At 45.5% G+C, this 12,366-nt stretch carries 12 protein-coding genes and 1 riboswitch; of the genes, 5 read left to right on the top strand and 7 right to left on the bottom strand.

The genetic code is table 11. The features are described 5' to 3' along the window. Positions 1 to 11: 11 nt before the first annotated feature. Entirely contained in the window at positions 12 to 986 is a 975-nt protein-coding gene (locus tag LYZ37_RS17650) for a GGGtGRT protein (RefSeq protein WP_272788150.1), read from the bottom strand. Between the two features lie 15 nt (positions 987 to 1,001). Then, entirely contained in the window at positions 1,002 to 1,694 is a 693-nt protein-coding gene (locus LYZ37_RS17645; RefSeq protein WP_272788149.1) for an iron-sulfur cluster assembly scaffold protein, read from the bottom strand. 114 nt (positions 1,695 to 1,808) lie between these two features. Next, positions 1,809 to 1,874, bottom strand: a riboswitch (Fluoride riboswitch). A 204-nt stretch (positions 1,875 to 2,078) separates the two neighbouring features. Here LYZ37_RS17645 and LYZ37_RS17640 point away from each other — a divergent pair. Both LYZ37_RS17640 and LYZ37_RS17635 read left to right on the top strand, forming a co-directional pair. After that, positions 2,079 to 4,406, top strand: coding sequence for a bifunctional diguanylate cyclase/phosphodiesterase (locus LYZ37_RS17640; protein ID WP_272788148.1), 2,328 nt, complete (start codon positions 2,079 to 2,081; stop codon positions 4,404 to 4,406). Positions 4,407 to 4,543: 137 nt separating this feature from the next. Next, positions 4,544 to 4,858 (top strand): hypothetical protein, encoded by a 315-nt coding sequence (locus tag LYZ37_RS17635; RefSeq protein ID WP_272788147.1) that lies wholly within the window; start codon positions 4,544 to 4,546, stop codon positions 4,856 to 4,858. Positions 4,859 to 4,930: 72 nt separating this feature from the next. On the opposite strand, the gene LYZ37_RS17630 is transcribed toward LYZ37_RS17635, so the two are convergent. Both LYZ37_RS17630 and phhA read right to left on the bottom strand, forming a co-directional pair. Then, entirely contained in the window at positions 4,931 to 5,260 is a 330-nt protein-coding gene (locus tag LYZ37_RS17630) for a 4a-hydroxytetrahydrobiopterin dehydratase (protein WP_272788146.1), read from the bottom strand. Further along, on the bottom strand, positions 5,253 to 6,044 hold the full coding sequence (phhA, locus tag LYZ37_RS17625) for a phenylalanine 4-monooxygenase (protein ID WP_272788145.1): 792 nt from the start codon (positions 6,042 to 6,044) through the stop codon (positions 5,253 to 5,255). Before phhA ends, LYZ37_RS17630 begins: the two co-directional genes overlap by 8 nt. Before the next feature lie 225 nt (positions 6,045 to 6,269). Between phhA and LYZ37_RS17620 the strand changes: the two genes are divergently transcribed. Then, complete coding sequence (locus LYZ37_RS17620) at positions 6,270 to 8,270, top strand: acetoacetate--CoA ligase (protein WP_272788144.1); 2,001 nt, start codon at positions 6,270 to 6,272, stop codon at positions 8,268 to 8,270. A 62-nt stretch (positions 8,271 to 8,332) separates the two neighbouring features. On the opposite strand, the gene LYZ37_RS17615 is transcribed toward LYZ37_RS17620, so the two are convergent. Next, positions 8,333 to 8,911 (bottom strand): class I SAM-dependent DNA methyltransferase, encoded by a 579-nt coding sequence (locus tag LYZ37_RS17615; RefSeq protein WP_272788143.1) that lies wholly within the window; start codon positions 8,909 to 8,911, stop codon positions 8,333 to 8,335. A 144-nt stretch (positions 8,912 to 9,055) separates the two neighbouring features. Here LYZ37_RS17615 and LYZ37_RS17610 point away from each other — a divergent pair, with 144 nt between their 5' ends. Next, positions 9,056 to 9,934, top strand: a complete 879-nt coding sequence (locus LYZ37_RS17610) for a LysR family transcriptional regulator (protein ID WP_272788142.1) — start codon at positions 9,056 to 9,058, stop codon at positions 9,932 to 9,934. Between the two features lie 187 nt (positions 9,935 to 10,121). Further along, on the top strand, positions 10,122 to 11,015 hold the full coding sequence (locus tag LYZ37_RS17605; protein WP_272788141.1) for a cation diffusion facilitator family transporter: 894 nt from the start codon (positions 10,122 to 10,124) through the stop codon (positions 11,013 to 11,015). A 22-nt stretch (positions 11,016 to 11,037) separates the two neighbouring features. Here LYZ37_RS17605 and LYZ37_RS17600 read toward each other — a convergent pair whose 3' ends face one another. Both LYZ37_RS17600 and LYZ37_RS17595 read right to left on the bottom strand, forming a co-directional pair. Further along, on the bottom strand, positions 11,038 to 11,838 hold the full coding sequence (locus LYZ37_RS17600) for a PhzF family phenazine biosynthesis protein (RefSeq protein ID WP_272788140.1): 801 nt from the start codon (positions 11,836 to 11,838) through the stop codon (positions 11,038 to 11,040). Between the two features lie 31 nt (positions 11,839 to 11,869). After that, positions 11,870 to 12,352 carry a YbaK/EbsC family protein gene (locus LYZ37_RS17595; RefSeq protein ID WP_272788139.1) on the bottom strand — a complete coding sequence of 161 codons (483 nt, stop codon included), beginning with the start codon at positions 12,350 to 12,352 and terminating at the stop codon, positions 11,870 to 11,872. Positions 12,353 to 12,366: the final 14 nt, after the last annotated feature.

The raw sequence follows: 12,366 nt of genomic DNA, 5'->3' as shown, positions 1-12,366 counted from the left end.
CTGGTTTTACCTTAGTGATGAAGTTGCTGTTCCACCGCCACTGCGAGTGCCACGGATGCGCCTACCATAGGATTGTTCCCCATACCGATGAACCCCATCATTGCCACATGGGCTGGTACTGAAGAGCTTCCTGCAAACTGGGCATCTGCGTGCATTCTCCCCATAGTATCCGTCATTCCGTAACTTGCTGGTCCTGCCGCAACATTATCTGGGTGTAGCGTTCGTCCAGTACCGCCACCAGAGGCAACCGAAAAATACGCTTTGCCCTGAGCATGACACTCAGATTTGTAGATACCGGCGACTGGATGCTGAAATCGTGTAGGGTTAGTCGAATTGCCCGTGATACTGACGTCTACCGATTCACGGTGCATGATCGCAACGCCCTCTCTGACATCATCAGCGCCATAACAAAGAATCTCACCCCGCGCACCCTGAGAGAAACGTCTTCTCTCAACCTCCACCAGCTCCCCTGTTTGGTAGTCGAACTCGGTTCTTACATAGGTAAATCCGTTGATTCTGGCGATTAAGTAGGCCGCATCCTTACCGAGCCCATTCAAGATCACTTTAAGAGGTGTGCTTCTCGACTTATTAGCATTGAGAGCAATCTTAATCGCGCCTTCCGCTGCAGCAAAAGACTCATGGCCGGCGAGAAATGCAAAGCACTGCGTTTGCTCATTGAGCAGTCGAGCAGCCAAAGCGCCGTGCCCAAGACCTACTTGTCTTTGCTGGGCAACGCTACCCTCTTTGGTAAACGCTTGCAGCCCTTCACCAATGGCTAGCGCTGCCTGCTCCGCATTTTCTGAGTGACGAAACAGCGCCAGTGCAGTCCCTAAGGTATACGCATCACAAGCGTTATCAAATGCAATCGGCTGAGTTTCAAGCACTACTTGCTTAGGGTCAATTCCGAAAGTCAGACAGTAATTATGCGCCTCTTCCAGAGTAGAAAAGTTCATGTGATTAAGTAATTGAGTTGTCGAAGTATTCATGATTAAGCCCTCTGATTAAGCGTTACGCGGATTGATCGTTTTGACAGCTTCATCGAAACGTCCATACGTTCCACTCGCGTCGAGCATTGCGCTTTCAGCCTCCACTCCACTCTCAATGTTTGCCATCATTTTTCCAAGATTAAGGTACTGATATCCGATGACTTCATCATTCTCATCGAGCGCAAGCTTGGTTACATAGCCTTCAGCAAGTTCCATGTATCTCACTCCTTTCGCCATGGTTGAGTAACTTGTCCCAACCTGACTTCTCTGCGCTTTACCGAGATCTTCCAACGCAGCGCCAATTTCTAACCCGCCTTCAGAAAATGCAGACTGAGTACGCCCATAAACAAATTGGAGGAATAGTTCACGCATCGCGACATTAATCGCGTCACAGACCAGATCGGTATTTAGCGCCTCTAGGATGGTTTTTCCGGTCAGTATTTCAGCCGCCATAGACGCAGAGTGAGTCATTCCAGAGCAGCCTATAGTCTCAATCAGCGCTTCTTCGATGATGCCTTGCTTAACATTCAAAGTGAGTTTAGCGGCCCCTTGCTGGGGAGCACAAGCGCCAACACCGTGGCTTAAACCAGAAATGGCGATAATATCTTTTGGCCGCACCATTAACCCTTCCACTGGAATGGGTGCAGATGGATGTAAGTCCCCACGTTGAATTGGGCACATAGATTGAATTTCAGAAGAGTATTGCATGGCGTTTTCCTAGTCGTTAGGAAAACAAGTGAGGTGTGAAGGTATAACTTCTCTACAGAACGTCAAACCGACCCCTTAGCGAGTGGTTTATTCACAACAGCATCACCTGTTTTCGTATCTGTAGGAGTCATCAGCCAGAATTGGCGGTTAAGTAGGTGGAACCCCATCACCTTGAGAAACAGAATAGATCCACATCACACTTTGATGCAATCCTTTATTTAGAGTGAAAAATTATAATCAACCCAATTTATATAAGCAGACCAATTAAACCAAATGTAACAATTACTTGTACTGTTGATCTTGTTTGTTATCAATTATCATTTGCATTAATGTTAATTGCAGTTACCATTTAGGTATGTGTAACGGATTACCTCTGACTCTGCCTTGAAACTTGCTCTGTCACTTAAACATTTTCTTCTGATCTGGATTATCGGTCTAAGTCTCGCTGGAGGCAGCTACTTAATCGTTCATCATTACGAAACACAAAAGCTCAATAGCCAACTTACTGGGCAGTTAAACAATCAGGTACAGACCCTTCAACAATCACTTAACTCGATTGAAAGGTTGCTCTATTCAACAAGAGCATTCTTGTCTAATGGCAATAAGCCGACACCTAAACAGTTTGAAGCTTACTTTTCCGAGCAATCTTCACTGCTACCCAGTGTTCAATCTGTGATTTGGGCACCTACTGTATCCATCGACCAAATTGATGAGTTTAAACAAACTGCCCAGCAAAACGGCTTTCTAGGTTTCGAGCTCACTCCACCGTTATCAACCAATGAAGACAAAACATGGTTTCTCAGTAACCAAACTGCTCCTGTTTACTACTTATCCTCCTCGTTTGAAGGGAGTGATGACCTTGGCTTTCGATTAGAGAGTGACACTCAACTGGTTAGCGCGATGTCTCGTGCTATAACCTCTAATCGTGTCGGTGTTGCCGATTTTGTAGAAGAAGGTCAACTTGCTGCAAACTTGGTCTTACCTAAGTTCTCTACCGGTGGAAAGCTTGAAGGGTTTATTGTCGCTAAGGTTGTTTTCCATGAACTACTTGGTGAGATATGGCAACGAGAAGTGAACTCAGCCACAACCGAGATTGAAGTCTATGTTCAACCAAACCATGAACTTGCCTTTGAGTCTCATATCAACACCAAGCTTACAGAAGATGGTCTAACCGCACGGCTCGTTTCCCTTGACCAAACTGTACGTGTGCCGCTATTCAATCAGGAGTGGACCATTTCGATCTCAAAGATGGATAGCAGTGGCAGTACTGCTTTGTATAGTACAGCTTCAGTACTGTTAATTTTCCTTTTAACGGGTTCTGTTTCAATAGCCGCAAACTTCTATGCCACCCGATTGAAAGTCTCTGATCAACTGATCGAAGAGAAAACCCGATCTCTTGCTATTCAAGCGGTCAAAGATAACCTAACTGGGTTAAACAATCGAACTGCACTCAATCTAGAAATCGATAAACAGCTTAGGTATTTACAAAAAGGGTCATCTGATGGTTTCTCGATACTCTTTATCGACTTAGATCGATTTAAGGTCATCAACGACTCTATGGGTCACCTCCATGGCGACAAATTACTCAAGGAAGTGGCATCTCGATTAACTCGCCATTGCCGCGACGACGATATGAGTTTTCGCTTTGGCGGTGACGAGTTCATCATCTGCTTACCTCGATTAACCTCACGTGGCGCACTGACTCACATATGTCATCGTTACGCTAAGGTGCTAAGTCTGCCCTACACTATTGATGGTCAGTCTTGTCACATAGGCGCGAGCATTGGTATTTCAGTGGTCACTGACCCTAAACAGACCATAGCCGGCATTCTGCGTGAGGCAGATACTGCGATGTATAAGGCTAAAGGCTCTTCCAATGAGAAGGTTGTCTTCTTCCATGACCAGATGTTTAATCAGGCTAAGAAACGCTTTACTTTAGAGCAAGAGCTGACGGGTGCACTCGCATTCAAGCAGTTGTCTTTGGTCTATCAACCTATCTATGAAACAAGCAGTGATACGGTTGTCGGATTTGAGTCTCTACTTAGATGGAATCACCCTAAGCTAGGGTTTATCTCTCCCCAAGACTTTATCCCGGTGGCAGAAGAGACAGGGCAGATTATCCCAATTGGTGATTGGGTAGCGAAAGAGTGCTGCAAGATTCTTGAGCGATTATGGATCACGCGGCAAGGCAACAATGTACCTCGGTTTAATATTAATGTGTCTGCGAAGCAGTTTGAGTCGGAGCATATCTACCATACGTTAGCGCATTTACTTGAAAGTCACTCTTTTCCAGCCCATCTCATCGGTATAGAGATAACAGAATCTATGCTTCTAGCGGACGAGTGCAACGCTAGCCAACTTCAGCGTATCAAAGATCTCGGTGTAACCCTTTACTTGGATGACTTCGGCACAGGCTACTCTTCACTCTCGGTGCTCAACGATTACCCTGTTGACGTGGTCAAAGTCGATCGCAGCTTCGTCAGCCGCATTGCGCTTGGTCAGCATAATGCCGATAGCCTTTGTCAGGCGATCATCAATATGGCGCATACCATCGATCTTGAAGTTGTCGCCGAAGGCGTAGAAACCCCAGAGCAACTCGCTTTCTTAACCCAGCATCGTTGTAACTTAATCCAAGGATACTTAAAGTCTAAGCCTCTTACCGTGTGTGGCATAGAGAAAGTCCTTGATAACCAGACCAAAGCGACCGCTTAGCCTTGTTCGAAAATTTCGAATATGAATAACAAATTTATATTATTTTTTGTGATTCAATTCACACATATTATTTCTCTCAAGCGCACAAGACGCAGTTTACAAAATTAACTACAGCCAAGAGTTGAGAGGAATTCATGATGAAAACAGTACTAAAAGCAATCGCACTTACCGCCCTAACTTCAACAGTCGCATTTGCTATGCCAGCAGAGGATCAATCAATCCGAATCAAGACTATTGAGAACCAAGCTGTTGTCACCGTAACTGAAAATGGCGTGCCGGTAAGCGACGTAAAAGTAAAAGTTAAGGGCAATGGAACACATTACTTTACAACGGGAGCAAAAGGTACGTTTATGGCGGCGAACCTATTGGATAACGGCCGCACGTTTACATTCGAAATTATTGATGAGAACGGCGATGTCATTCGCGAGCAGCGCTACCTTCCTTCATTTTAAATTTGGGTAGCCCCAAAATACGAAGCCTGAGAATTCACTCCTCAGGCTTTGTTGTTTCTAGGTTTTGTTGGGCTAGTCTAAGCGGTCGCACTTAGCGGCACAGATAAAATCATTTTGATGCAGCCCTTTAATGGAGTGACTCCACCAAGTTACCGTGACTTTCCCCCACTCAAGAAGTATCGATGGGTGATGAAACTCTTCTTCAGCAAGCTCGGACACTTTGTTAGCAAACGCCCATGCAAGTTTATAGTTCTTAAACTTATAGACTTTTTCCAGTTGAGGAATACCATCGCGCTCTAGCATCTGCCAGTCTTCTAGCTCTGTAAGGAGTAACCTTCTCTCTTCTGCGCCTAACGCCACTGCGCTACTGGTACAAGACTCACAACGTAATTCATCAAGCATGTGTCACTTCCTTTGGTTCAAATAATGGGGGTAATAATCCAGCCTGCATGGCTTGCTTAACATGGAACATTAAATCCAATTTACTTAGTTTGTATAATTGCTGAATGTTATCCAGAACAAAATATTCTGGTTGCATAATATCTATCCGGTAAGGCGTTCTAAATACGGTGTGGATATCAAACTCTACTCGCTGTGCCTTAGGATCATCTAATGCGTATAGCGTTTCACCTGGTGAAGACAAGATACCACCACCATAGATCTTAGTTTGCTCGCCTTCTTTAACCAGTCCAAATTCGACCGTGAACCAGTATAAACGCGCCAAATAGACTCGCTCTTTGTCACTCGCATTGCGGCCGAGAAGGCCATACGTCTGAGTAAACTGGGCAAATTCGGGGTTGGTCAACATAGCGCAATGACCAAAGATTTCGTGGAAAAAGTCCGGCTCTTGAAGGTAATCAAACTCTTCACGAGTTCGCAGAAATGTCGCCACCGGAAATTTCTTATCTGCAAGCAGCGCAAAAAATCGGTCAAAGTTGATCAGTGCTGGGACAGGCTCCACCTGCCAACCCGTCGATTCCTTTAATACTCGATTGATATCAACAATCTGCGGAGCTCTATCAATTGGCAAATCAAGCAGTTCGAGTCCTGCCAAATACTCTTTACACGCTCTTTGCTTTACCAAGTGAAGTTGACGCTCAACCAAATCGCGCCAAACCTCATTCTCTTCCCGGCTCCACTCCACAATCCCGTGCTCATTCACAGGTTTAGAATGATACTGTGCCATACCTAGCTCCGTTAACAAATCCGTTACATTAAGCCTATCGCCATGCTAAGACGGTGACAATTTTCCGAGCCAACTCTATCGCCACCCTTTCCTGTAACATAATTTTTACATTTGACAGCTTTTTGCTTATTTTTCATGGAGCTGAAGTCACCCCACTTGTTTGACTTTGCCTATATTTTAATCAAAGCTTATCTGGATAACGGAGAACAAAAAGACGAGGATGTCATGTCTAACTCAGAGCAGCGCTTCCCTTCCCCGATCTGGGCGCCTAGTCGCGAGCGTATAGAATCATCAAATCTAGATCAATTCATAAAACACATTAATATTCAGGGAGATGCGATAGAAAACTACTCTGACTTACATCGCTGGTCAGTTGAGTGCAAAAAAGATTTCTGGTTAGAAGTCTGGCAATTTTGTGATGTTATTGGTTACAAAGGCGACTGTATCTTAGGTGAAGGATTAGCCAAATGGGGAACATTTAGCCCTAGTCGAGACACCATTTGGTTCCCTCAATCGCAACTCAATTATGCAGAAAACCTCCTTGCCTACGCGTTTCAAGCACCTGACGACATCGCTATCTGGTTTAAAAATGAGCGGGGAGATTGCCGAAAACTCTCTTGGCAAGAGTTGTGTGATCAGGTGTCTATTCTTCAGCAATGGTTAAAACACAATGGCGTCGAAAAAGGGGATGTCGTTGCTGGGTACTTGCCGCACATGCCAGAAACCGTTATCGCCATGTTAGCGACGACAAGCCTAGGTGCGATATGGACGTCAACCTCCCCTGACTTCGGTGCAGAAAGTGTTATTGAGCGCTTTGGTCAAGTTCAGCCAAAGGTACTGTTTTGCTGCAATGGTTACGACTTCAACGGCAAAACTTTTCATATGGAAGAGAAAAATCGGCAAATTGTCGATGCTATGCCGAGCTTAGTGAATACTTGTCAGATTGACTACTTGCAGCAACAACCAAGCAACCAAGGTCTTAGCGATTCGTTCTCAGACTGGGAAGCCATTTTAGCCAGTTTCCTGCCACGGGGAATGCGCTATCAAAGGATCAGTTTCAATGATCCGCTGTTTGTTCTCTACTCTTCAGGCACAACGGGCAAACCAAAATGTATTGTTCACTCAGTTGGCGGAACAATTCTAAACCACCTCAAAGAACATCAACTTCACTGTGATGTTCAACCTAAAGATCGCGTTTTCTATTACACAACCTGTGGCTGGATGATGTGGAACTGGCATGTGTCAGCATTGGCTAGTGGTGCCAGTTTGGTCATTTATGACGGCAGCCCTATGTACCCAAACCCAAATGCTTTGTGGCAACTGTGCGAAGATGCGCAAGCGACCTTATTTGGCACGTCAGCTAAATATTTGGAAGCGCTTGAAAAGTCCCAGTTTAATCCAAGTAGTCACTATTCGTTGGACTCCCTACGAACCTTGTGTTCCACAGGCTCTGTCTTGTACCCCGAACAGTTTGACTATGTGTATGCCAACATCAAAGTGGATCTTCATTTGGCTTCCATCTCCGGAGGAACGGATATCTGTGGCTGCTTCGTGTTAGGCAACCCTATTTCGCCAGTTTATCGTGGAGAGTGTCAGGGTGCTGGGCTAGGCATGGATGTTGCCGTGTTCAATGACTCAGGAAAAGAAGTGATTGCAGAGCGAGGTGAACTGGTTTGTCGCAACAGTTTTCCTAATCAACCTCTAGGCTTTTGGCACGATGACGGTGAACGCTATCACAGCGCCTACTGGGACAAATATGAAAACACTTGGCACCATGGTGACGATGTTGAAATGACCGCGCGAAATGGCATGATTTTCTATGGGCGAAGCGACACCACACTCAACCCAGGCGGGGTGAGAATTGGTACCGCTGAGATTTATCAGAAGGTGAATCAACTTTCTGAAATTCAAGACTCTATCGCAGTAGGACGGCGCGTCGAAGGAGATGAAAAGATCGTGCTTTTTGTCCAACTGAACCCACAACAGACGCTTAGTAAGGAGCTCGAAAGCACGATTAAGCAAACGCTGCGGGCACAGTGTTCTCCGCGTCATGTACCTTCAGAAATCTATACATTGACTGAAATACCAAAAACGAAATCAGGCAAACTGGTCGAGCTTGCGGTAAAACAAGTCTTACATGGTGAAGAGATAAAAAACAAAGGCGCTATCGCTAACCCTTGGGTTTTGGATGAAGTCGAGAAGTTCCAAGGTCATCCTGTTGTCTAAACAAAAAGCCCGACGTCATCGTCGGGCTTCTTCAATCTCTTTAAGCTATCACTTTTAGGCTATTACTTTTTAGCCACGGCCATCAGTACCTTTAGCGTTCCATCTGGCGTTTCAATATCGAATGGCGTCGTTACAACAACTTCACTGAAACCGACACTGGATAATACTTGCTGCGCATGCGTGATGGTCATACCGCCAACTTCGTCTTTATCTGACAACCAATCCCAATGGACAAAGTAACTGCCTTCATCGAGCAAACTGAAGATAATATCTGCAGTATCAGAGTAGCTTGGTAAAAAGCTGCATACCGACGAGGCAACAACCAAATCAAACTGTGCTCTAAATGCTGGGTGCATTGCGACAAGTCCACGACTGAGGATATCGACTACTGGCTCGACATTGGCAAGCTCTTTCATGTCTAGCTGTTCGATCATCGCTTCCGAGCTGTCTAGCGCGACAATGTCTTTAGCGACTGGCGACATCCGTTGACTCAACAAACCGGTACCACAGCCAAAGTCCAGAATGTGCATTCCTTTAAAATCGACAACTTTCTGTAGCGACTCAAACGCCTTATCTGCGTAATCATTGGTTGCGTTTTCCGCATCCCAGTTTGCTGCGACATCGTCCCAACTATTAGCCATCATGATCTCCCTGTTACTACATTCACTTGGCATCGCTCAAGAGTATCAAAACTGCATGAAATTCATAGCATTTCAATGCTGAAAACAGACAATTGCCTAGGATTAATATAATATCGATTTCAAGCTAATCAAATTGTACAAAAGATGAACTTATCTCAGATCGAAGCTTTTTGCACCGTCGCAGATACTGGCTCTGTTTCGGAGGCCGCTCGCCAACTTGAATGCAACCGCACTAAATTAAGTATGGCAATCAAAGCATTGGAAAAAGATCTCGATGTTGAGCTATTCGTTCGTAGCGGTAACAATTTAGTACTTTCCGAAGCAGGTAAAGCGATTTATAAAGATAGTCAGAATTTGCTGGTGACAGCGTCGCGTATTCGCCAAACCTGCGCTCAAGTTTCCGGAGAGTTCAACGCTGAAGTTTGGATTGCCCGTGACGATTCACTGCCCGATGATCTATGGCATGACCTCTCTCATAGGCTCAATAACCACTTTCCAGCAACAACGTTCAATATTGTGCTCGCCTCTAGTGGTGACCTTGCTAATCTCGTCGCGACTTCTCAGGTTGATTTTGCTTTCGGCGTCGATTATGAGCGCATCGATGATCCTCTCGTCACCTTCCAGCCGCTCGGAAAAATTCGCTTGATGTCGGTATGCCGAACCAGCAATCCGTTGGCGCAATTACGTCGTGTATCCGATGATGAACTGCGTAACGCAATGCAGGCGGTCATGGTCTATCTCAATGAGAAAGACAATCCAGAGCTTCAGCCGTTTTCTTTACGCTATATCGGCTTCTCAAGCTTTGAGTATATGCTCAATACGATTCTTGAAGAAGAAGCGTGGGGCGTTCTACCAGAACCTCTGATTCGTAATCTGTTACGTAAACAAGAGCTTGCGGTGATTAAGCATACCTATGGTTTAACTCAGGAAGACTACTGCATGTTTACCGCAGCAGGCATGGCTGAGCACCCCGGAATGTCTTGGTTGGCTGACAAGTTAAACGAGTATCTGTTTGATTTTTAGCCTGACACACAAACAAACCATCAGTGAGCGTCAAAAATAGTGACAGCAAATTTCACACCTATCTCATTGAATTATATAGAATAACCAAGAGAGGTTAAAAATACACCATACCAAAAACTCATATAATGTTTGTTAAATGCGCTGGTTTTGAGAACACTGTAAGTGTAGATAAACAAGAGATAACATTATGTGTGCTAGGACAAGCTTAAACGAAAAACGAATACTCACCTTCTCGGCGTTGCTCGCATCGGGCTTTGCTGGCGCAGGTCTCGTACTCGGCTTGCTTGTAGGTTCACTGGTTATTGTCTTTGACGGCGTTTATTCTCTGGTCAGTTTGCTGTTAACTTTATTGTCGCTGGCTGTCTCGCGCTTTATTGAGCGCCCTTCGAAGCGTCAATTCCCATTTGGTAAAGCAGTGCTAGAGCCCGTTGTCATTGCTGTAAAAGGCAGTGTCATCCTCGCGATTGTCAGCGTTTCTCTTTACTCTGCAGTGACGGCTATGTTTACTGGCGGACGTGAGGTTGACGCGGGCATTGCGACTCTGTTTGGCGTCGTGAACGTATTAGGTTGTGGCTATGCTTGGTGGTATATCGCCAACAAATCAAAACGCTTTTCTTCTGGGCTTATTGAAGCAGAAAGCAAACAGTGGCAAATGGATACCCTATTAAGTGTCGCTGTCACGTTAGGCTTTGTAACCGCTTGGTTAGTGTCCATTTCGCCATTTGCAAAGTATGCCGTTTATGCCGACCCAATGATGATGATTCTTATGTCTTTTTACTTCATCAAGGTGCCGTTTGATATGTTGATGGGCGCACTGCGCGAGCTGCTGATGATGAAACCTGACGAAGCCATTTGTAACGCAGTAGACAAAGAAGTCTCTGCATTAGATAAACAAGTGTCTCAGCAACTAAAAGTGGCGGCCGTCACTAAGGTCGGCCGCGAGTTGAGGGTTAATCTTGACGTTCACTCAAAAGGTCAACAAGTTGAAGTGGCGGAACTGGATAAAACCCGCCGAGTGTTAAAAGATAAACTGTCGAAGCTTTCGTTAGACCTTAACCTAACCATGAATATTGCCAGCTAAAAACGAGTTAAGCTGTATCGCGTTACAGATGCAGCACGCCTGAAATGGTAGTGCAAGCGGTACCGCTTAACTTCACTCGCTGACCTTCTATCTCTAAGCCAATATGCCCACCCCGAGGAGAGGCTTGGTAAGCATTAAAGCTATTTTTACCTAACGCCTGTTGCCAGTAAGCGGCTAAAGCGCAATGAGCAGAGCCTGTGACGGGGTCTTCGTTGACGCCTACCCAAGGCGCAAAATAACGAGACACAAAATCAACCTCTGCATTATTGCTCAACGCAGTGACAATCACTCCACGACCTTTCAGTTGCTTCATGGCATCAAAGTTCGGCTTCAACTGCTCCAGTATTTGTAAATCGGGTACGTGTACCAGTACTTTATCATCAAACTGCCTTGTGGCTTCAATTTGATTTGGACTCAATCCTAAAGCTTCAAACAGCAAGGAGTTATCAGCTTCTTCACTGCCAATCAATGTCGCAATTGGAAAATCAAGTTCAATACTGTTGTGATTAAGTTTGGCCGTTAGTTGCCCTGACAGTGTATTAAAGGCGACGCTCTCCCCTACTGAGAGTGCGCCCTTTTGCGCGAGAATATGGGCAACAGCGAGGGTACCGTGACCGCATAGTGCCACCTCAACTTTGGGCGTAAACCATCTCAGTTGCATGTTACTCAATGTGAGAAACGCTGTCTCTGAGACCGCCATTTCTTCAGCAATCGAATACATCAGCGACTCTTCGAGCGGCTCTTGAGTAATACAAACGCCAGCAGGGTTCCCTGTAAAAGGCTGAGAGGTAAAAGAGTCGACTTGATAAATCTCTAGTTCCATAGCTAATTCTTCAACGTAAATTGCGGTTGGATTACTTGGCTACATCTAGCCACTGGCCGCCTGTTAAACTGTCAAGATCTGCGGCTTTTAATCTAAACACCGTATTCGGCGTTCCCGCTGCTGCCCAAATCTCACCGTATTGCTTCAAATCCTGATCGAGCAGAGTTTGCACTTTTGCGGTGTGAGCGACGGGAGGTACGCCGCCAATCGCATAGCCAACCTTCTCGCGCACAAATGCTGCATTGGCTTTTTCAAGTGAGATACCCGTTTGCTGCTTTATTTTGTCTGCACAAACCATATTGGTGCCTGAGGCAACAATCAGTACTGCCTCGCCCGTTTGACCATTTTTAAAAATGAGCGATTTGGCGATTTGAGCGACACCACAACCAATCGCATCAGCCGCCTCTACTGCAGTGCGAGTTGAGGCAGGCATTTGCTGAATCACGAAATCATGGCCACGACTTGATAAAAAATCCTGAACTTTGATGGATGAAGCTTTCAGTTCCGTTGACATAGTGTTCCCTCTTA

Source organism: Vibrio tubiashii, from assembly GCF_028551255.1.
Classification (GTDB): Bacteria; Pseudomonadota; Gammaproteobacteria; order Enterobacterales; family Vibrionaceae; genus Vibrio; species Vibrio tubiashii_B.
This window is presented reverse-complemented; position numbering and strand designations above follow the sequence as displayed.

Coding starts and splice junctions, on each gene's coding strand:
- LYZ37_RS17650 (WP_272788150.1), bottom strand. CDS start 986: ATGAATACTTCGACAACTCAATTACTTAATCACATGAACTTTTCTACT.
- LYZ37_RS17645 (WP_272788149.1), bottom strand. CDS start 1,694: ATGCAATACTCTTCTGAAATTCAATCTATGTGCCCAATTCAACGTGGG.
- LYZ37_RS17635 (WP_272788147.1), top strand. CDS start 4,544: ATGAAAACAGTACTAAAAGCAATCGCACTTACCGCCCTAACTTCAACA.
- LYZ37_RS17630 (WP_272788146.1), bottom strand. CDS start 5,260: ATGCTTGATGAATTACGTTGTGAGTCTTGTACCAGTAGCGCAGTGGCG.
- phhA (WP_272788145.1), bottom strand. CDS start 6,044: ATGGCACAGTATCATTCTAAACCTGTGAATGAGCACGGGATTGTGGAG.
- LYZ37_RS17620 (WP_272788144.1), top strand. CDS start 6,270: ATGTCTAACTCAGAGCAGCGCTTCCCTTCCCCGATCTGGGCGCCTAGT.
- LYZ37_RS17615 (WP_272788143.1), bottom strand. CDS start 8,911: ATGGCTAATAGTTGGGACGATGTCGCAGCAAACTGGGATGCGGAAAAC.
- LYZ37_RS17610 (WP_272788142.1), top strand. CDS start 9,056: ATGAACTTATCTCAGATCGAAGCTTTTTGCACCGTCGCAGATACTGGC.
- LYZ37_RS17605 (WP_272788141.1), top strand. CDS start 10,122: ATGTGTGCTAGGACAAGCTTAAACGAAAAACGAATACTCACCTTCTCG.
- LYZ37_RS17600 (WP_272788140.1), bottom strand. CDS start 11,838: ATGGAACTAGAGATTTATCAAGTCGACTCTTTTACCTCTCAGCCTTTT.
- LYZ37_RS17595 (WP_272788139.1), bottom strand. CDS start 12,352: ATGTCAACGGAACTGAAAGCTTCATCCATCAAAGTTCAGGATTTTTTA.